Here is a 19,350-nt window from a genome sequence, read left to right as displayed (position 1 = left end):
GCGCGAAGTTCAATCCGTTTCCTTCGTTCAAGCAGGTTGACCGGCCTTTTCGATGCGATGTAGAAAACTCGTCCGGTCCTGCCGTTTACCCCGCCAATGACCGCGTATAGCATCCACCGAAATCCCCCCTCTGGCGCGGCATGCGCCAGAGCCCCCCGCCAGGAGGAATTGCGAAATGCGCGACACGACACCTGCCAGGCTCCTGAAACGCAGAAGCCTGCTCGGCTCGGCCGCGATCGGCGCCGGGCTCCTCGCCGCGCTGCTGGGAGTCCCCGGCGGCGCGCTGGCGCAGCCCGCCCCGCGTCCGGCGCTCGTCGCCGTCCAGTCGCCGGACATTCCGGCGGCCAACTCGTTGGCGCACGCCCAGCAACTCCAGACCATCGCCACCGCGAACGGCGGCAACCGCGCGCACGGCAAGGCCGGATTCAAGGCCTCCGCCGACTACGTGAAGTCCAAGCTGGACGCGGCCGGATTCCAGACCACCCTCCAGTCCTTCACCTACAACGGCGCGACCGGCTACAACGTGATCGCCGACTGGCCCTACGGCGACGCCAACCAGATCGTGTTCCTCGGCTCCCACCTCGACAGCGTCCCCGCCGGGCCCGGCATCAACGACAACGGGTCGGGGACCAGCGCCGTCCTGGAGACCGCGCTCGCCGTCTCCCGCGCCAACGCCCGTCCGACCAAGCGGCTGCGGTTCGGCTGGTGGGGCGCCGAAGAGCTCGGCATGATCGGCTCGAAGTACTACGTGCAGCAGCTCCCCGCCGCCGAGCGGTCGAAGATCAGCTCCTACCTCAACTTCGACATGGTCGGCGCGAAGAACACCCGCACCTGGGGCGTCTACACCGACTCGTCCACCCTCGGCGCGACGTTCACCGAGTACTTCCGCAGCAAGGGGCTCGCGACGAACGGCATCAACGTCGGCGCCCGGTCCGACCACGCCTCGTTCAAGAGCGCGGGCATCCAGGTCAGCGGCATCAGCAGCGGCGACGACCCCTGCTACCACACGCGCTGCGACGACATCAACAACATCGATTCGTCCGTGCTCGGCACGGCCACGAACGCCGCCGCGTACGCGCTGTGGAAGCTCGCGGGCATCCCCGCGGTGCCGGCCGTCCCGTACCGTCCGGCCGCGTAGGGGCCCGCGATGAGACAACGAAGCCTCAAGGCGGTCCTCGCAGCGGCATGCCTGTGCGCGGCGGTCCTGCCCGCCGGGCAGGCGCAGGCCGACGCTCAGCCCGCGCCGTCCGGTTCCGCCCGCTATCTGGTGACGGGGCCGAAGACGTCCGAGCAGCGGACGCAGCTCGCCCGTACCGGCGCGGCCATCGACCTGCAACGTCCGGACGGCGGGATCGAGGTCAGCGCGATCCCGGCCGAGACCGCCGCGATCAAGAAGCTCGGGTTCAAGGTGCAGCCGCTCGGCGCGTTCCCGCGCTACCCGGCGAGCGCCGCGTCGTACCACACCCACGCGGAGACGATGGCCGAGCTGGACCAGGTCGTCGCGAACTACCCGCAGATCGCGAAGAAGTTCACGATCGGGAAGACCTACGAGGGCCGCGACATCGTCGGCGTCAAGATCAGCGACAACGTCGCGACGGACGAGGACGAGCCCGAGGTCTTCTACCAGGCGAACATCCACGCCCGCGAGCGCCTCACCAACGAGCAGGCGCTCTACTTCATCAACATCCTCACCAAGGAGTACGGCTCCACCAAGCGGATCACCGACCTGGTCAACAGCCGCGAGTTCTGGATCATCCCGATCCTGAACGTGGACGGCCAGATCTACGACATGACCAGCGACACCCAGGCCGGGCGGATGTGGCGCAAGAACCGGCAGGGGCAGGGCACCGACCTCAACCGCAACTACAACTTCAAGTGGGGTTGCTGCGGCGGGTCGTCCACCAGCCCGTCCAGCGAGACCTACCGCGGGCCGTCGCCCGAGTCGGCGCCGGAGCTGAAGGCCGTCACGAACTTCATCCGGAGCCGGAACATCGGCGGCAAGCAGCAGATCAAGATGTTCCTCGACATCCACTCCGTCGCGAACCTGGTGCTGTGGCCGTTCGGGTACACGACGGCCGACACCGTCTCCGGCTCGATGTCGGCGGACGAGGAGGCCGCGCACCGCGCCATCGGCACCCAGGTCGCCCGGATCAACGGGTACACGCCTGAACAGTCGAGCGACCTCTACATCAACGACGGCAGCTCCGGCGACTGGACGTGGGGAGACCAGCGCATCTTCTCCTACACGTTCGAACTCGGCGGCGGCAGCTTCTACCCGGCGCCTTCGCAGATCGAGTCGCTGACCCAGATCAACCGGGACCCGCTCCTCATTCTCGCGGAGTTCGCCGACTGCCCCTACCGGGCCATCGGAAAGCAGGACCAGTACTGCAAGGCGAGCCACTGAACCGTGGCGGTAGCAGCTGGTCGCATTTAGGTCGCATTTAGGACGCGCCGCCGGGCTGTGCTTTCCGCCCGGCGGCGCGTTCATGCGCTCGGACTCAGGGTCGGGTGCGAGCGAAGCCCGCGGTGGCGGCCCATTCCGCGTAGGTGAACGCTGGACGGCCGGTGACCTCTTCGACCGTGGGGAACACGTCGGCGCTTCTTCCGACGTTCTCGGCGAGCAGGTCGAGGAGTTCGTCGACGCCCGCTTCGGGCAGTCCGGCGTGCCGCCGGAGGATCAGTTCCCGGTGTTCGTCCCGGGACAGTTCCTCGAAACGCACCGGCCATCCGACCGTGTCCGCGATGATCCGCACCCGCTCGTACTGGGTGAGCGATTCCGGGCCGGTGAGGGTGAACGACTCCCCGGCGCGCTCATCGAGGAGTGCCCGGACGGCGACGGCCGCGATGTCGCGCGAGTCGACGGGCGCCGTCGCGGCGTTCCCGTACGCCGCGCGGACGACCCCGGCCTCCTGGATCTCCCGCTTCCAGGCCAGGTCGTTGGTCATGAACGCGTCCGGGCGGACGAACGTCCACGGGATTCCGGACGCGCCGACCTCGTTCTCCAGCCGCAGATGCATCTCGCCTATCCAGCCGAGCCGGGGAAAGGTGACGGCCGCCGACGACAGCATGACGAGATGGCGGGTGTCCGCGCGGCACGCCGCGCCCAGAAAACCGTCGAGACCGCTCATGACGGGGAACAGGAACACCCGGGGAGCGCCTGCCAGCGCCGCCGCCAATGTCTCCGGACGTCTCAGGTCTCCGGGGACGACCTCGATTTCGTCCGGAAACGAATGCGCGTCAGGGTCGCGGGTGAGAACCCGCACCCTCTCCCCCGCCTCGACCAATTGGCGGACGACATGACCGCCCACATTCCCGGTGCCGCCGGTGACCAGAATCACGGCGAACTCTCTCCTTTCGCTGTCGGGTCACTCGTTGGACGTCGGGTCATTCGTTCGGTGTCGGGTCATTCGTTTTGGTGTCGAGTCATTCGTCGAGTGCCGGGTCAGCCGTGCCAGGGGCGCAACCGGGGCACCCATCCGGGGACGGCCGACCGGTAGCGCTCGTATTCCTCGCCGTACTGCTCGATCAGCAGCGGGGCCTCGTGGAAGGTCGCGAACACCCACATCAGCGCGGCGACGACGACCGAGTAGCCGAAGAGGACGGGGCGTCCGAGCAGCAGCGCCTGCCCGATGACGGCGACGACCAGCGCGATGTACATCGGGTTGCGCACGTGGCGGTACATTCCGCCGACCACGAGGCGCTCTGGCATGCCGACCGGTGCGGGTGTGCCCCGTCCCTCGAACACGAACTTGGCGAAACTGTGCAGGAGCACCGCCCCGCCCGCCACGACCAGGACCGCGCCCAGCGCCCGCACCGGGAGCCACCACGGGTTCGCATTCCATTTCGTCAGTAACCAGGGGACGAGTCCGGCCACCGTTCCCGGGGCGAGAGCGAGGAACACCGAGCTTCCCATTGCCGCAGTTGAGATACGCACATGATCAAGTATCCACACCGTCAATGGGAATGCCAGACCGGATTGAGGGCACCTGGATCCACATAGCGAGTTTCGGTCATCACCATTCTCACTTCGTCTGACAAGGATGGTGTGCGATCGGGTAGGGCCGCTGACCTGCTGCGACGCGGGAACGAACTCGCTTTGTCGTAAATTACCGATAAAACCCGCTTGGCGGGGTAGGGAAGGCCGTAATCCCGCTGGCCGGGGCGGCGGTCCTCGCCGTGGACGGCGATGGGCGGGTGTTGTGATCGAGGCTGGAGGGCGTTCCCGGTTCTTCTTCTGTGCGCGTGCGGACTTTGTCCGACAAAACCGAGCGGCCGAGCGTGAGACGCCTGGTCTCCCTGGCGAGGTGGCGGCGCGTTCCGCTCCGGCGTAGCCGTGCGGGTCACGGCAGGGCCGTCGCGGCGGTGAACGGAGAACGGCGAGTCGCCGATTTCGGCCACCCCGGCGAAGGTGCATCGGAAGCGTCCCGGACGGTGTACCGCTCCGCGAGACGGTCGTCAGGCGTCATCGACGTCGACCTGCGAGACACCGTCACGCAGCACCAACGTCCTCAGACGATCACCTCCAAGGCTGCCTTCGCGATCATGGCCGCATGGAGGACGTTGAGGTCGTCGTAGCCCATGCGAGCGGTTAGTCGGCCGTGGGCCTTGCGGTTCCTGGTGTTTCGTGGACGCGGGCGATCGTCACCGAGATGTCGAGGCGGAGCGGCCGCTCGCCGATGACCGTGAATCCCGCCCTGTCGAGAAGGCGGCGGTATTCGTCGCGGGTGCGCTCTCGTCCGCCGACGTTGTTCACCAGCATGTTGAGGTCCCACAGCGCGGACACGCAAGGGTCGCTGGGATCGTCGGAGAGGGGGCGCTCGATGACGAGCAGCGTGCTTTCGGTGGTCGCGGCGGCCCGGATGGCGCGCAGGATCGAAAGGCACTTCTCGTCGTCCCAGTCGTGCAGGATCCGGGCGACGATGTAGACGTCGGCGCCGACCGGCATGTGCGCGCTGTCGGTGAAGGAGCCGGGGAAGAAGGAGCAGCGGTCCAGGTGGCCCCGGGCGTCGAGGTTGTCCCTGGCCGCGCCGATGACCTCGGGACGCTCCAGCAGCGCGCATTTCAGGTGCGGGTGGGTGTCGCACAACTGGGCGAGCAGCTCGCCGTTCCCGCCGCCGATGTCGGCGACGAGCGCGGCCTCCGAGAGGTCGACGACGGTCGCGACGTCCGCGAAGAAGGCCGATCCCTCGGCCATCGCCCGGGTGAAAAGGTGCCGCTGGCGCGAATGGTCGGTGAGGTAGTCGAACGGCGCTTGCCCGTACACGCTCGTGAAGGGCTGCGCGCCGTCCCGGATTCCCTCCGTCAGCGCGCCGAAGCTCGCGTAGAAGAGGTCCCCGTACATCCGCGCGAGATGGTGCATCGAGTTCGGTGCGTCGCGCGAAAGGCGGCGGCCCAAGTCGGTCAGCGCGAAGGCCGCCCGCCCGGACGGTGCGACCGCGCCGATCCAGGGGTGGCACAACGCGCGCAACAGCCGGTGGAGCCGGTCGGCGTCGACACCGGTGAGGTTCGCGAGTTCCGCGCACGACAGCGGGCGTTCGGCGAGGTGGTCGGAGAGGTCGAGCTCGGCCATCGCGCGGAGGGCCTGGGTGGCCCAGGCGCCGGTCAGGCGGCGCAGCAGCCGCCGGTCCTCTTCGTCGGCTTCGCGGGAAGCGGTCTCGGCGGCGAAATGGCGCAGCAGAGTATCGGTGTGCCGTCCCGAGGCGATGACCTCCAGGCGGCGCGGCCAGCCCAGCTCGGTGCGACCGTCCGCGCGGAAGTGCAGCACGGTGGCGCCGACTTCGCCGTGGTCCGGGTCGTATCCGCCGCCGTCGGCGCGCGGGCCGCCGGGACGTCCGAGAGCGTCCCGCACTTCCTCCAGAAGGGCGGGATCGGTGAGCCGCACGGCGAGATGGTTCTCGTGTTGCGCCACACGCTCGTCGCGCAGTGCGAGCGCGTCGAGTTCATCGCCCGGATCGACGCAGAAGAGCTCGACGCCACGGGACATATCGTCCGGGAATTGCGCCTGGACGGCCTTGACGTCAAGGCACCCGGACTTCAATCGAGTTTCCGGGACGCGGTACCGGACGGCGAGCCGGTCGCGCACCAGCGCCCCGGAACTCGGCCGCGTCAGCCGAAACCCGAGATCCCGCAGATGGGACCGCACGGCCTGAATATCGGAGGAGAAGACGAGGCAGCCGACGTGATCCACCGCACAGTTCTCGGTCACCGCCTCGACCATCTCAAGTGGAGCGTTCAAGGGCAGGACATCGGCCACGGCATCGGAGTCACTCCGGGACCGCAGATAGTCACGGACTTCCCCGATTCGCCGCCGGTCATCGCCGGTGACGTGGGACGCGGGAGCGACAGCCCTACGCGAGCCGCTTTCCATGCACACTCCATTTAAAACTATGGTTTTCCCGACCCCCGGCGAGAGTACCACTCGCCCCTTAATAACTGTTCTCCGCACCACCCGAACCGGGTCACCGTATTTATGTTGGACCTCAGCATATGATCTTGCTTGTCCTCTAATAAGAAGGCTCGCGAGCCGCGCCGGACGCCGATTCGGAAGGCCGCGATCAGCAGATGGTGCGGAACTTCTGCCCGGGGACGTAGCGCGCCCATTCTTCGCGGGTGAGGGAGCGTCCAGCGATGGCACAGACGGCCGCGTAGAGGCCGCCGCATCAGCTCTGTTTGATCACTCTGCGTGTCCTCACCTACACGCTCATTCCAACCCATCGCGCACGGCGAGGGGCGGCGAACACCGCAGTCGATCAGTGGCGACGCGCGAATGACCAGGTCGTCCAAGCCGGGCGTGTCATGGCGTTAGGAGGAGGTGGCGGTAAGGCGGGAGCAGCCCAGCGTTCCGGACGATCGCCACGCACCGCGGATCCGCGCCGCAGGCCCGTCCAGGATTGGCGGGAGACAGCTTCGTGTTCCTCTCGAAGTGCAGTTTCCGTGGCTCGCCGCACCCCTCTTCCGGGTTCTGCTCGTCGGCCGGAGGCCAGGCCCCGGGGAACTCGCGGCGCTTCACCCAGGAGGGGACGGCGTCGTCCCAGAAGTTGCCGCGATAGCGCACGTTCTGGACGGGCCGGTTCCCCCACTCCTCGCTGCATCCGCCGATCGAGGCGACGTAGTCGTAGACGACGTTGCGATCCACGGTGACCCAATTGGTGCTGTCGTCGGTGTAGATCCCGACGTTCCATTCGGGGTTGAACTTGCTCTCGGTGACGACATTGCCGCTGATGACGGCGCCGTCCGCGAAGCCCGTCCCTTGCTCGCCGCGCAGATAGATGCCGCCGCCGTCCGCCAGCAGGCGGTTGGTGCGGAACACCCGGTTATCGAGAATCCGGTTGCCGCGCATGATGCCCCGCAGATCCTCGCTGGGCCCGGACAGGATTCCGCTGTACGGGACGTCGTTGACCTGATTGTGGGCGATGGTCGTGTGCTGCGTCGCGGTGTCCCAGATGGCGGACGACGCGCTGTACTCCGCCCCCGTCCCGTGAATCCAGTTGTTGGTGACGCGGTTGCCGCGATTCGTGCCCTTCATGTCGGGCGGGACGACGCCCAGCAGGATTCCCCCGTCCGAGACGTCCGTGACGACGTTCCCGTCGACGACGTTGTACGAACTGTTCTTGGAGAACTCCAGCGCCTGGGCGCCCAGGTGAGCGAAGCGGTTGCCCTCCACGGTGATGCGCTCGGACGTGTGGAAGGCGACGTTACCCGGCACCGTCAACGCCGTCATGCCGTCCTTCGCCGGACGCATGTACATGCTCCACGCGGCGGCGAATCCGCCCGGCTCGTTGGGCGCGAGCCACGTCGCGTGGGCGAACGTCAGGCCCTTGAAGGCGATGTCGTGCAATGGACGTCCGGGCCGTCCCGAACCATTGACGAGGGATTGCAGGACAGGGGCCGTCACCCGCACGCGGCGCATGTCCTCCCCCGGCAGCGGACGGTAGAGCAGCACATGCCGACCGGGCCGGGAACGGTCGAGATACCAGCTGCCCGGCCTGCTCGGAAAGCTCGGCGAGTTCTCGATCGCGAACCATTCCTTGAGCGCTTCGGCGCCGTACAGGTTGCGGGCCATGTCCCAGCACGGCTGGTCCATGGTGATCGTGGTCTTACCGGCGCCGCCGGAGATCCCGGCCACTCCGCACCGGCCTTCGACATACGAGTACCGGTAGACGAACTCGATGTCGGCGGGATTGCGCCACGTCCGCGGAACGGCGCTCGTGGTGGTGTAACCGGTCCTCGTCAGTTTCAGCACGCCGCCGTCAGGCCCCGAACTACCGCGGCTGAGGCGCGGCGCCCGCCGGTCGTTGACGTAGAGCTGGCGGACGTCCGTTCCCCCGACGTCGGCCCGCCAGAACCCTTTTAAGTTCTCGGCGGGCCGCCAGCCGGTGACCTCGCGCCCGCCGCTGAGCGTCACCTTCTCCTGGTGCGGCGTCCCGTAGCCGTGCGCCTGGTAGATGACGCGGTGGCCGTTGCGGCCGGAGTCGCCCGCGTCATCCGTCAGGGTGAGCGGCTCCGCCAGCCGGTACAAGCCCGTCCGGAAATCCACCACGACGTCCGACGCCATTGTCGCCGTCAGTTTCCGAACGGCCCGTTGCGCGCGTTCCGGTGTCGCGAAGGGCCGCTCGATGGTGCCCGGCCAGGCGTCGTTCCCCCATGGCGCGACGAACAGCCGCAGGCCGGGCCCCGCCGACGCCGACCGCGGCAGCGTCGCCAGCGGCACGCCGATCACCAGCATCGCCGCGGCCGAGGCCGCGACCGTCCGCTTGATTCCCATTCCGCCTCCCGAAACGGATCGATGAGCTCCTCTCGACCCTCTCCGGAGGCGGGCGGCCCGCGCGTCGGCTGAACGTCGATCGGACCCTCGTCCTCAGGTACCGGAAGACGGCGACTTTCGGACCGAGGGCCTACGACGATCGGCTGACCCGCCCGCGCCCCACCTGGGGGTTGACGTTTCGGAGATACCCCCCTAGGGTAAGCCCCGTTTTCCGGATATATACCCCCTAGGGGTAGGAGAAGGAGATGGTCATGTCCGCTCGTTCCGCACCGTCCGCGAGCCGCCGCTGGTGGGCGCTCGCGCTGATCGCGCTGGCCCAGTTCATGGTGATCATGGACACCTCGATCATCGGGGTGGCGCTGCCGCGCATCCAGGACGACCTGGGCTTCTCGCAGGAGAACCTGTCCTGGGTCTTCAACGCCTACGTCGTCGCGTTCGGCGGCCTGCTGCTGCTCGGCGGCCGGCTGTCCGACCTGTTCGGCGCCCGGCGGCTGTTCTCGGCCGGATGGGTCGTCCTGCTCGCCGGGTCCGCCGTGGCGGGCGCCGCCGGGAACGTCGAGGTCGAGCTGACCGGGCGCGCCCTCCAGGGCGTCGGCGCGGCGCTCATCGCGCCCGCCGCGCTCACGCTGTTGATGATGTTGTTCGGCTCCGAGCCGCGCGAACTGACCAAGGCGCTGTCGCTGTACGGGGCGGCGGCCCCGGCGGGCGGCACGGCCGGGGTGTTCCTCGGCGGCGTCATCACCGAGTACGTGTCGTGGCCGTGGGTGTTCTACGTGAACATCCCGATCGCCGTCCTGGCGCTGGCCGCCGCGCCCGCGCTGATGCCCGGCGGCAGCGGCCGCGCGCGCGGCTCGGTGGACGTGGTCGGCGCGCTGACCTCCACGGCCGGGCTCGGCGCGATCGTGTTCGCCGTCGTCCGCGCCCCCGAGGTCGGCTGGGACGCGGGCGAGACCTGGCTGGTGCTCGCCGCCGGGCTGGCGCTGCTCGGCGCGTTCCTCGGCGTCCAGGCGTCCCGGCGCGCCCCGCTGATGCCGCTGTCGATCTTCCGGGCGCCGAACCTGGGCGCCGCGAACCTCGCGCAACTGCTGCTCGGCGGCGCGTGGATCCCGATGTGGTTCTTCCTGAACCTCTACCTGCAGCAGGTCCTCGGCTACAGCGCCTTCCCGTCGGGCGCCGCGCTCGTCCCGATGACGGTGCTGATCATGCTCGGGATGATCGTGCTGGCGCCGCGGGCGATCGGCCGGTTCGGGCCGAAGGCCGTCACCGTCGCGGGCCTGCTGGTGCTCGCCGCCGGAATGGGCTGGCTGTCGCTCGTCCGCTCGGACGGCTCGTACTGGGTGGACGTCCTGCCCGCCTCGCTGCTCGCCGCGCTCGGCATGTCGCTCGCGTTCATCCCGTCGCTCGGCACCGCGATCTCGGCGGCGCGCCCGGAGGAGGGCGGGCTCGCTTCCGGCATCGTCAACACGAGCTACCAGGTGGGGTCGGCGCTGGGACTGGCGGCGATGACCGCGATCGCCGCGTCGGCCGGAGCGGACCAGGTCGGGAACCTGCCCGCGCTCACCGACGGGTTCTCCGCCGCGTTCGTCGGCGCGGGGCTGGTCGCCCTCGTCGGGGCGGGCCTCGTGGCCGCCACGCTGCGGACGCCGCGGCCGGAGCGTCCGGTCCCCGCGCCCGTCTCCGGGGCGGAGCACGAGAAGTCCGCGGGGCGTTGACCGTCCCAGGAGATTGTGCGGGGGGCCGCGATCGGGCGGCCCCCCGCACAATTCATTAACCGGCCCGAAGTATTGAAAGGCCAATGAACGACAGCTTTTGAGGAGGTTTTGGATTATCGCAACGCGCCTCAGAAACGGCGGCTGGTAGGTCTGGCGAAGAGGCGGTGAAAACCGACACGCGAAAGGACGGACCCCGCCATGACCGAGACCAGCCCATTCCCGCCGCCGAGACGCGACCTGTGCGGGGCCATGCAGGTGCACCGCAGGCTGCTGAACGAGAGCATGACCTACCGCGCCCAGCGGCAGCGGATCGAGAACCGGGCGCTCATGTACGAGACCGGACGGCGCAGCGCCGCGCGGCGCGGCGTGGTGACGTTCCCCGTCGTCGTCCACGTCGTCTACAACGACGCGGACCAGAACATCGACGACGCGCAGATCGCCAGCCAGATCGACGTCCTCAACCGCGACTACCGGGCCACCAACCCGGATGTGTCGAAGGTGCCGGACGTGTGGCGCTCGCTCGTCGCCGACAACGAGTGCCAGTTCGCCCTCGCCACGACCGACCCGCTCGGCAATCCCACGGACGGGATCGTCCGGGTCAAGACCGACCAGACGGGCTTCGACGCCAACGATGGGGTGAAGGCCGCTGCGACCGGTGGGTCCGACCCATGGCCGACCGACCAGTACCTCAACATCTGGGTGTGCCGGTTGGGCGGCGGCCTGCTCGGCTACGCGCAGTTCCCCGGCGGGCCTCCGCAGACGGACGGCGTCGTCATCCTGGACACGGCGTTCGGGACGACCGGCACCGCCGCGGCCCCCTTCGACGGGGGACGCACCGCCACCCACGAGATCGGCCACTGGCTCGACCTCTTCCACATCTGGGGCGACGACGACGGCGCGTGCACCAACGACGACCGCGTCGCCGACACGCCGAACCAGGCCGACTCCAACACCGGCAAGCCTAAGTTCCCGCACATCACCTGCGACAACGGGCCGAACGGCGACATGTTCGTGAACTACATGGACTACGTCGACGACGACACCATGTTCATGTTCACCAAGGGGCAGCGCGAGCGGATCAACGCCTGCCTGGACGGTCCGCGCGCCTCGTTCGTCGTCGCGCACCAGGCCGGGACAGCGCCCGCGCCCGCCGCCGCGCCCGCGCCCGCCGCCGCGAAGGAGCCCGCCGGGGTTCCCGGGCAGGACGGCGACGTCGAGCAGCTCCTGCACGACTCCGAGCGCCTGACCAGGGAGGTCCTCACCGACATCCAGAACATGCTGGGGCTCGTCGGCCACGGCTCCGGCTCGTGAGCGGCTCCGGCGCGCCCGACGGAGCGCCCGACGGAGCGCCCGACGGTGCGCCGCCGGACGTGACCGGCGCCTGGATCCACGCCTTCGAGGAGGACACCGAGGAGGCCGCCGTGTACCGGCCCGCCGACCACCCGTTCCGTCCGGCGCGGCGGCCCCGGCGCCGCATCGAGTTCCGCGCGGACGGCACGTTCGCCGAGTACCGTCCCGGCCCGGACGACCGTCCGCGCGAGGTGCGGGGCCGCTGGGAGCGGCACGGCCCCGACCGGATCGCCGTCGCGTTCCCGGCCGGACGGGGCGCGCCGTACGGCATCACCGTCCTGTCCAGGACCGCCGACCGGCTCGTGATCGCCAAGCCCGCGGAGTGAACGGGGCGCGGCTGGATCATTACCGGTTTTGGCCAAGTACGGGAAAGCGACTGTACGCGACTCGGCGATACTGCGACCGTCGAGATGTGCGAGGGCGGCGCGTTCGGGGCCGCCGCCCGGACGAACGCGAGGGTGGCTGCGATGCCGATCGACGGTTATGGCGTGCTCAAAGCGGCGGTCGCCGACCGCCGTATCGAAACGACCGATACGCCGCATTATCAGATCCATCTCAAGGCCGGGGAGACCGATTTCCGCTGCGCGGTGAACATCCGCTCGCAGACCTCCCCGCCCGACCTCCTCTACCTGGCCGTCGACGATTTCAGGCATCCGGTCACCGATGCCGTCGCCGGGCTGGCGGACGGGTTCACCCCGCTCGACAGCAAGCCGGGCGGGGCGGCGCTCGACTTCGTCCGCGGGAACCTGTTCGACCGGACGGCGATGCGTCCCGCGCCGACGAGCCTGCCCGGCCCCGACAACGACCTCGGGGAGTTCCTCGACCACCACGTCCAGAAGGCCCTGAACGACCAGGACGCCCGCGTGTTCGCGTTCGGGCAGCGCTGGGGCCCGGAGGACAAGCGCGACAAGATCTTCGGGTTCGCGCCGGGGAACGGCGTCCACGACATCCACATGAACCAGGGCAACACCGGACGGTTCACCGCCGACGACGGCGTCTGGCAGGACGGCGGCCTCCTCATCCGGCTGTCGTCGGGACGCTGGATCGCGCTGTTCCTGGCGTTCGGGTCGCAGTCGTGGCACACCGACGACACCACCGGGCACACGATCCCCGACACCGGCGACCCCGGCCCCGCCCCCGGCCCGGGCTCGCCCGACAGCCTGGTGCGGATCGTCGGCGCGCTGGTGAACCCGGTCGGCCCCGCGCCCGAGCACGAGACCGTCACGCTGCTGAACGCGTCGCCGGGGCGGATCGTCCTCGACGGCTGGTCGATCGCGGACCGGTTGAAGAACCGGCTGCCGCTGTCCGGGACGATCGAGCCGGGCGCGGCGCTCGCCGTGCCGCTGGCGCCGCCCGTCCAGCTCGGCAACGGCGGCGGCGCGATCACCCTGCTGAACGCGGACGGCCTCAAGGTGGACGGCGTCGCCTACACGCGGGAGCAGGCGTCCCGCGAAGGCTGGACCCTGGTCTTCTAGGAACTGGTCTTCTAGGAGAAGGTCAAGGCGACCAAGGGTCAAGGGGACCAAGGGTCAGGGCGGCGGGGCGCGGCCCGTCGCGGACGCGGGCGCGGCGGGCGCGGGCCGCGCCGCCGAGGGCGTGGCGGGGACGGGCTCGCGCACGCTGTCCAGCACGGCCTGCCCCTGCCGGTCGACGAACCGGGTGAACAGCTCCTGCGAGTACCCGAGGACGACCGCCCAGGCGATGATCTGCGCCGACGAGTCGAGCGCGTTGAGCCCCGGGACGAACGCGCCGCGCATCAGCAGCAGCCCGAGCACGGCGGTGAGGGCCCCGGTCGGGAGCTTGAGCATGGCGAGCGCGACCGGGATGCCGAACGCGGTGGACGTCCCGCGGATCTTGCGTAGCGCGGTCGCCGCCGCGATCCCGGCCGCGACGATCCCGACGATCTCGACGACGACGTAGTCCGCCCACCCGGCGGTCTGCCGGGTGACCGCCGCGACGTCGGCCCGCGGGACGTCCATCCTGGAGCCCACCGGGCAGACGACGCTGACCTCGCCGTTCGAGCCGGGCGCCGACACGGGGAAGAAGCACAGCGGGACGGCCGAGTCCCGCCACGCGGTGAGCACCCCGATGACGATCACGAGCAGGAACAGGGAGATCGTGACCCAGTGGACGATCCGCACGAAGCTGTTGGCGCGCAGCTTCTCCCGCAGCGCGGCCTGCCGCGCCGCGGACACCGACGCGACCAGGGTGACGAGCTGGTCCCCGGACAGCCGCGCGGGACGCCCGGTGACCTGCGACTTCCGCACCCGGCCGGCGATCTCCTCGACCACGGCCCGGTTCTCGTCGGTCGGCACCAGGTACTGCTTGACCGTGGCGATCATCGCGGGCAGGTAGCACTGGAGGTCCCGGGGCGACAGCGTCCGCATCCACAGGGAGCGCCCGGAGTTCAGGTGCAGTTGGGCGCTCGTCACGTGGGACGCGGTGAGGCCCCTGCGGTGCCTGTCGAGGGCGATGGTGCGGGAAGCCTCGCGCAGGGCGTCGTCGGCGCCGCGCAGCAGCTCGGCGTCCTGGCGGGACACCTTGCCGTCGTTCCTGCGGGCGGCTACGAGGACGTCCAGCTCGCGGATGCCCGCGCGCACCTCCTCGCAGAGCACCCAGGAGCCGCGCTCGCGCAGCCGCTCCCGGAGCCGCGCGGCGCCGGGGATCCAGTCGGTCCAGCGGCTCATCCGGCCTCCCGGCCGTCCGGAGGGGCTAGGCGGGGGCCGCTTCGCGCCAGGCGGCGTCCCAGGTCTGGTAGTCGACATTGCCCGTCACCGGCAGGCCGTAGGCGGCCTGGAGCGCCTTGCAGGCGGCGGCGGTCTCCTCGTCGAAGGAGCTGTCGACGTGCTTGACCGGCCAGCCGCGGTGGTCCGCCTGCTCCTCCCAGACGGCGACGGCGTCGCCGTAGGAGCCCACGTGCAGGACCTCGGCGGGGGCCTGCGGGGCGAGCGTGCTCGGGGCCTCCCAGGCGGCCCGCCAGGTGATCGGGCCGACGATGCCGTCCGGCTCAAGCCGGTGCTCGCGCTGGAAGTTCACGCAGATCCGCTCGCTGATCGGGCCGTACTTCCCGTCCGGGACGAGGTTCCAGCCGCGGTTCTTCATCTGCTGCTGCCACTGCCGGACGGTCGCGCCGCTCGTGATCGGCGGATACTTCATCTCCGGGGGCTGGAACGGTGGGGCCGGCATGGTGATCTCCTCTCTCGCGCATTTCCTCCAGTCAAACAAAGCGATTTGGGAAAAGACCACCAAGGGACCGTAGGTCGTCGACAGGGTTGCGCCCATACGCCCGGCGCGTCTCCATGGCGGGCAAAAGCCGGTGCGGCTACGGGAGGCCGGGAACGGTGACGGCGGCCAGGCCGCCGCCGATGATCCAGCCCATTCCGAAGGCGGACAGGAGGCCGTTGCCGGAAAGGTAGCCGTCCGAATGGGGCCCGGCGAGGCCGCAGGCGGTCCCGCCGCCCGCGTAAAGCCCGGGGATCGGCTCGCCTTCGGCGTTCAGCACGCGCCCGGACGGGTCGATCACCAGGCCGCCCTGGGTGGTGAGAAGGCCGTGGGTGACCCAGGCGAAATGGTAGGGCGCGGTGAGGGGGCGGCGGCCCGGCAGCGGTGTCAGGGCGCGCTCGGTGTCCGCCGCCGTCAGGCTAAGGGAACCCGCGAGTTCCTCGACGGTCGGACGGTCGTGAACGGCCCCCGCGGCGAGGCATTCGCGCATCATCTCCGATTCGCGGGTGGCGGCCATGGCGGTGGCGTCCCAGACCATCGCGGCGCGCTCGCCCGGCTGGTTCCGCAGCACTCCCGCCATGGACGAATAGCCCTTCGACTCCTCGTCCACGAAACGCTCGCCGTCGCGGTTGACCAGGACGGCGCCGTTGAACGGCAGCGCCGGGGACACGCGGGTCCCGTGGCCGACGACGACCAGTCCGGAACGCAGCCCCGCGCCCATGTTCCGCAGTTGCCCGCCGAGGCGCAGCGCCCAGGCGAGCGCGTCTCCGGTGGACGTGGACACTCCGCCGTAGAAAGGCGTCCCGAGGTACGCGAGGTGCTCCGCGACCAACGCCTGGTTACCCGCGAAACCGTCGGCGGCGAGGACGACCGCGTCGGCCCTGACGCGCTGGAGAGAGCCGTTCTGCGAGACGACGACGCCGACCGCCCGGCCCTCGTGCGACACGAGGTCCACGACGGGCGCCTCGTCGACGAAGGCGACATTGTCGTGGGTTTCGAGAACGGCGCGCAGGTGGCGCATGAGCCGGGCGCCGCCGAGCCGTCCGGTGTCGGTGTGCAGCCGCCGCGCGGTCATTCCGGCGCGGGGCATGTCGGTGCCGAGTTCGATCGGGTATCCGGTGTCGGCGATCCATTCCACGACGTGCGGGGCGGCGGCGCAGAGCGCCTCCACCACCGGACGCCATTCCTCGTCGCCGCTCGCCCGCAGAATGTCGTCGGCGTGCCGCTTCGGGGAATCCTCGATGCCCGCCGCCGCCTGCCAGCGGGTGCCTCCGGCGGCGAGCGACCCCGACGAGATGGCGGCGTTGCAGCCCTCGCGCGTGGACTTCTCGAATACGGCGACGAGACGGCCGGGATTGCGCGCGGCGCGGAGCGCGGTCATCACCCCGCAGGCTCCGCCGCCGACGACGGCTATGTCGACCTCGGTGTCCCAGGCGGTCACGTCAGGGTCCTGTTCGTCCCGTAGAAATCGCGGGCGGCGTCGACGAGCGGGCGCGGCGGGCGCGCGCCGTAGAAGCCCCGGCGCGCGGGGACGAGACCGGTGGCCCGGAATTGCGCGGCGCGCAGTTCCGCGACGCGCACGCAGGTGCCGAGGGAATCGAGCACCGGCACGTCGTCGACCCGGGAGACGCCCTGGTCGGCGAGGAACACGTTCAGCGGGCCCTCGCCGGGCACGATGACGTTCGCGCCCGCCTCGATCGCCTTTCGCGCGGCCCACGTGAAGGCTTTCAGCAGTGGTTGCGGATCGGCGTAGGCGGCCATGACGTCGGAGAATTCGGCGTCCACCTGGACGATGGGGCCGACCAGCGGGTCGAGCCGGTAGTCGCGCATGTTCCGGCGGAGCCGCGGTTCGAGGGCGCCGATGAAATTGACGATCCCGACGCGGTCGCCGAGCTGCGCGGCCATGAGCACGGACGTCTGCCCGAACGCGACGACGGGGATGTCGACCAGCGTCCGGACCTCCTCGTACGCGGTGTCGGGAATGGTGGCGATGAGGAAGGCGTCGCAGCCTTCGTCCTCGGCCTGGAGCGCGGCGTGCACGAACTGCTCCTTGTGCAGCCCGGAGAGGTAGGCGTAGCCGATGTGCGTTCCCGGATAGTCGGACGGATACGTGCCCGCCTTCATCCCGTGGAATTCGATCTCGGTGTCGGGACGTGCCTGCGAACGCAGGTGCCGGGCCAGCGCGTCGCGGTAATGCGGGACGTCGTCCAGAACGGTGAACGACTGGTGCCAGATGCGCATGCTCACGTCCCCAGCGCCAGGGCGGCGGCGTTCACGCCGGCGATGCGTCCGAACGTCGCGCCGCGCAGCACGGACGTCGAGCCGGTGTAATTGGAGTAGTACAGCCCGGTCAGTTCCCCGGCCGCGTAGAGGCCGGTCATGGGGCGGCCGTCGCGGTCGACGACCTCGGCCTCCGCCGTCGTCTTGAGGCCGCCGAAGCTGAACACGTTCGCCGCCATTATCGGGTAGGCCGTGAAAGGCCCGTCCGCGATGGCACGGCTCCAGTTCGACTTCGCGGGAGTGAGCCCGCTGGTCGCGAGCCCGTCCGGACGAGTGTGGTCGAACCCGTCCGGCGGCGGGCAGGCCGCGTTGTACTCGGAAATGGTCGACTCCACGGCCTCGACGGGCAGTTCGAGGCGGCGGGCCAGGTCGCCGATGGTGTCGGCGCTGACGGGCGCGATGTCGGTGCGGACGCCCGCCATCAGGTTCGGCACCGCCATTCCCCGCCGGTCGAGAATGACCCAGGCGATCCCTTCGGGCTGGGCCTGGATGGCGCGGGTCGTCCGCTCGTACCAGGCGTCGACGGTGCCGCGCGCCTCGTCCACGAAACGGCGCCCGTCCTTGTTGACGAGCACGCCGTAGGGGAAGCAGAAGATGGCGGCCTCGGGCTCGCCGCTGCGCGGGTCGACCGGCTCGGCGTGGAAGAGGGCGAAGTTCCCGGCGGTCGCGGCGCCGAGCGCGAGCGCCATTTCCAGCCCCTCGCCCTTGTTGTAGTTCCCGCCCTTCGCGACCGGACGGCAGGTCAGCGCCCGGTCGCCGTGGTAGCGGGCCATCAGCTCGAAATTCCCCTGGTAGCCGCCGCTGGCCAGCACGACCGCACCCTCGAACGTGGCGGGCCCGTCCGGCGTGTGCGCGACGACGCCGTTGACGCCCTCCTCGGAGAAGGCGAGCCGCCGCGCGGTCGTCTCGAAATGGAACTCCACGCCGAGCCCGCGGGCGGCCTTGCCCATCGTCTCCACGATGGCGAGCCCGCCGCCGACCGGCGCCATCCGCGTGGTCGACTGGGTGAGGAACGGGGTCGGCATGAAATCGAACCGCACGCCGTGCCCGGACATCCAGCGCAGCGTCGGCGGCGCCTTCTCCGCCAACGCCGCGACATATTCGGGGTCGACGGTGTGGGTGGCGCGATAAAGCGCGCTCTGCCTGCGGGGAGGAAGGGCCGCGTCATTGACGATGGACGGATCCGGGTGACCCATGAAGTCGTCCACGAGGGCGTCGGCGAAACCGTCCGCGACCTCGTCCAGCGACTTCATGCGCAGGAAAGCCTCGGTGTGGCGGGTGTTGCCGCCGGTCTCGGCCTCCGGCGAGCGCTCCAGGACCGCGACGCGGGCGCCGTTCTCGGCGGCGGAGACGGCGGCCGAAAGGCCCGCGACGCCGCCGCCGACAACGACGACGTCATAACGGTGAGTCCGCAAAGCCGTCTCCTCTCAGAATTCCAGCTCGGCGGAACCGACCACGGAACCGAAGAGCGGCAGCATGTTCGCCACGGAGAACTCGTGGAAATCGGGGCGGAAGGAGGCGCACATGTCCTCCACCACCGTCACCTGGAGCCCGGAGTCGGAGGCGTGCCGCGCCGCCGACTCGACCACCAGGTTCGTCGCGACGCCGCCGAGCACGACCTCCGTCACGCCTTCGGCGGCGAGCAGGTCGCGCAGCGGCGTCCCGACGAACGGGTCGACGCAGCCCTTGTCGATCACCGGCTCGCCCGGCTGAGGCGCGAGCGCCTTCACGATCCGCGCCTCCGGCGAGTCGGCGAGCATCGCGCGCTGCTCCTCGTACGGGTCGAAGCGCGGCAGCCGGTTCGTGCGCAGCTTGTAGGACGGGTCGAACGCCAGCCGGACGTGCACGACGAGCGTCCCGGCGGCGCGGGCGGCGGCCAGCACCCGCTCCGCCGTCGCGAGGACGCCGCGTTCGGCGATCTGCGCGGCGAGCGGCGGCATCCGCAGGTGCGGGCCCTCCTCGCACAGCGCGGCCTGGTAGTCGAGCATGAGCAGGGCCTTCTTGGCGGCGGCGGTCATTCGA

General features: G+C 70.0%; 16 protein-coding genes. 6 read left to right on the top strand and 10 right to left on the bottom strand.

Features of this window, described 5'->3' with window-relative positions:
* Nucleotides 1-175 precede the first annotated feature (175 nt).
* Together FXF68_RS12645 and FXF68_RS12640 are read left to right on the top strand one after the other, a co-directional pair.
* Entirely contained in the window at nucleotides 176-1,138 is a 963-nt protein-coding gene (locus FXF68_RS12645) for a M28 family peptidase (RefSeq protein ID WP_148759083.1), read from the top strand.
* Between the two features lie 9 nt (nucleotides 1,139-1,147).
* Complete coding sequence (locus FXF68_RS12640) at nucleotides 1,148-2,404, top strand: M14 family metallopeptidase (protein WP_148759082.1); 1,257 nt, start codon at nucleotides 1,148-1,150, stop codon at nucleotides 2,402-2,404.
* A gap of 94 nt (nucleotides 2,405-2,498) precedes the next feature.
* On the opposite strand, the gene FXF68_RS12635 is transcribed toward FXF68_RS12640, so the two are convergent.
* From FXF68_RS12635 to FXF68_RS12620, 4 genes are all read right to left on the bottom strand, one after another.
* Nucleotides 2,499-3,338 (bottom strand): NAD(P)H-binding protein, encoded by an 840-nt coding sequence (locus FXF68_RS12635; RefSeq protein WP_148759081.1) that lies wholly within the window; start codon nucleotides 3,336-3,338, stop codon nucleotides 2,499-2,501.
* A gap of 104 nt (nucleotides 3,339-3,442) precedes the next feature.
* Entirely contained in the window at nucleotides 3,443-3,913 is a 471-nt protein-coding gene (locus FXF68_RS12630; RefSeq protein ID WP_148759080.1) for a methyltransferase family protein, read from the bottom strand.
* A gap of 675 nt (nucleotides 3,914-4,588) precedes the next feature.
* The gene (locus FXF68_RS12625) at nucleotides 4,589-6,205 is read right to left on the bottom strand and encodes a methyltransferase (protein WP_187437876.1); all 1,617 of its coding nucleotides are present in this window, start codon (nucleotides 6,203-6,205) and stop codon (nucleotides 4,589-4,591) included.
* 588 nt (nucleotides 6,206-6,793) lie between these two features.
* Nucleotides 6,794-8,764: a right-handed parallel beta-helix repeat-containing protein gene (locus tag FXF68_RS12620; protein ID WP_222869901.1), complete on the bottom strand. Its 1,971-nt coding sequence runs from the start codon at nucleotides 8,762-8,764 to the stop codon at nucleotides 6,794-6,796.
* Nucleotides 8,765-9,015: 251 nt separating this feature from the next.
* Here FXF68_RS12620 and FXF68_RS12615 point away from each other — a divergent pair, with 251 nt between their 5' ends.
* The 4 genes from FXF68_RS12615 to FXF68_RS12600 all read left to right on the top strand — a co-directional run bounded on the left by FXF68_RS12615 (nucleotide 9,016) and on the right by FXF68_RS12600 (nucleotide 13,301).
* On the top strand, nucleotides 9,016-10,476 hold the full coding sequence (locus FXF68_RS12615) for an MFS transporter (RefSeq protein WP_148759078.1): 1,461 nt from the start codon (nucleotides 9,016-9,018) through the stop codon (nucleotides 10,474-10,476).
* A gap of 198 nt (nucleotides 10,477-10,674) precedes the next feature.
* On the top strand, nucleotides 10,675-11,787 hold the full coding sequence (locus FXF68_RS12610; RefSeq protein WP_222869900.1) for a zinc metalloprotease: 1,113 nt from the start codon (nucleotides 10,675-10,677) through the stop codon (nucleotides 11,785-11,787).
* Entirely contained in the window at nucleotides 11,784-12,152 is a 369-nt protein-coding gene (locus FXF68_RS12605; protein ID WP_148759077.1) for a hypothetical protein, read from the top strand. Before FXF68_RS12610 ends, FXF68_RS12605 begins: the two co-directional genes overlap by 4 nt.
* Before the next feature lie 141 nt (nucleotides 12,153-12,293).
* Nucleotides 12,294-13,301 carry a DUF2278 family protein gene (locus tag FXF68_RS12600; protein ID WP_148759076.1) on the top strand — a complete coding sequence of 336 codons (1,008 nt, stop codon included), beginning with the start codon at nucleotides 12,294-12,296 and terminating at the stop codon, nucleotides 13,299-13,301.
* A 54-nt stretch (nucleotides 13,302-13,355) separates the two neighbouring features.
* On the opposite strand, the gene FXF68_RS12595 is transcribed toward FXF68_RS12600, so the two are convergent.
* The 6 genes from FXF68_RS12595 to FXF68_RS12570 form a co-directional block, all read right to left on the bottom strand.
* A complete protein-coding gene (locus FXF68_RS12595) occupies nucleotides 13,356-14,513 on the bottom strand; it encodes a hypothetical protein (RefSeq protein WP_148759075.1) in 1,158 nt (385 codons plus the stop codon).
* Between the two features lie 25 nt (nucleotides 14,514-14,538).
* On the bottom strand, nucleotides 14,539-15,012 hold the full coding sequence (locus tag FXF68_RS12590; RefSeq protein WP_187437875.1) for a peptidoglycan-binding domain-containing protein: 474 nt from the start codon (nucleotides 15,010-15,012) through the stop codon (nucleotides 14,539-14,541).
* Between the two features lie 136 nt (nucleotides 15,013-15,148).
* Complete coding sequence (locus FXF68_RS12585) at nucleotides 15,149-16,489, bottom strand: FAD-dependent oxidoreductase (protein WP_148759073.1); 1,341 nt, start codon at nucleotides 16,487-16,489, stop codon at nucleotides 15,149-15,151.
* Nucleotides 16,486-17,289 (bottom strand): aspartate/glutamate racemase family protein, encoded by an 804-nt coding sequence (locus tag FXF68_RS12580; protein ID WP_148759072.1) that lies wholly within the window; start codon nucleotides 17,287-17,289, stop codon nucleotides 16,486-16,488. The genes FXF68_RS12585 and FXF68_RS12580 overlap by 4 nt, the downstream gene beginning before the upstream one ends.
* Nucleotides 17,290-17,291: 2 nt before the next feature.
* A complete protein-coding gene (locus FXF68_RS12575; protein WP_148759071.1) occupies nucleotides 17,292-18,743 on the bottom strand; it encodes an FAD-dependent oxidoreductase in 1,452 nt (483 codons plus the stop codon).
* A 12-nt stretch (nucleotides 18,744-18,755) separates the two neighbouring features.
* Nucleotides 18,756-19,346: a cysteine hydrolase family protein gene (locus FXF68_RS12570; protein ID WP_148759070.1), complete on the bottom strand. Its 591-nt coding sequence runs from the start codon at nucleotides 19,344-19,346 to the stop codon at nucleotides 18,756-18,758.
* Nucleotides 19,347-19,350 lie beyond the last annotated feature (4 nt).

This window comes from Actinomadura decatromicini, from assembly GCF_008121305.1.
Classification (GTDB): Bacteria; Actinomycetota; Actinomycetes; order Streptosporangiales; family Streptosporangiaceae; genus Spirillospora; species Spirillospora syzygii.
The sequence above is the reverse complement of the archived record's forward strand: the minus strand, read 5'-3'. Positions and strand labels throughout refer to the sequence as shown.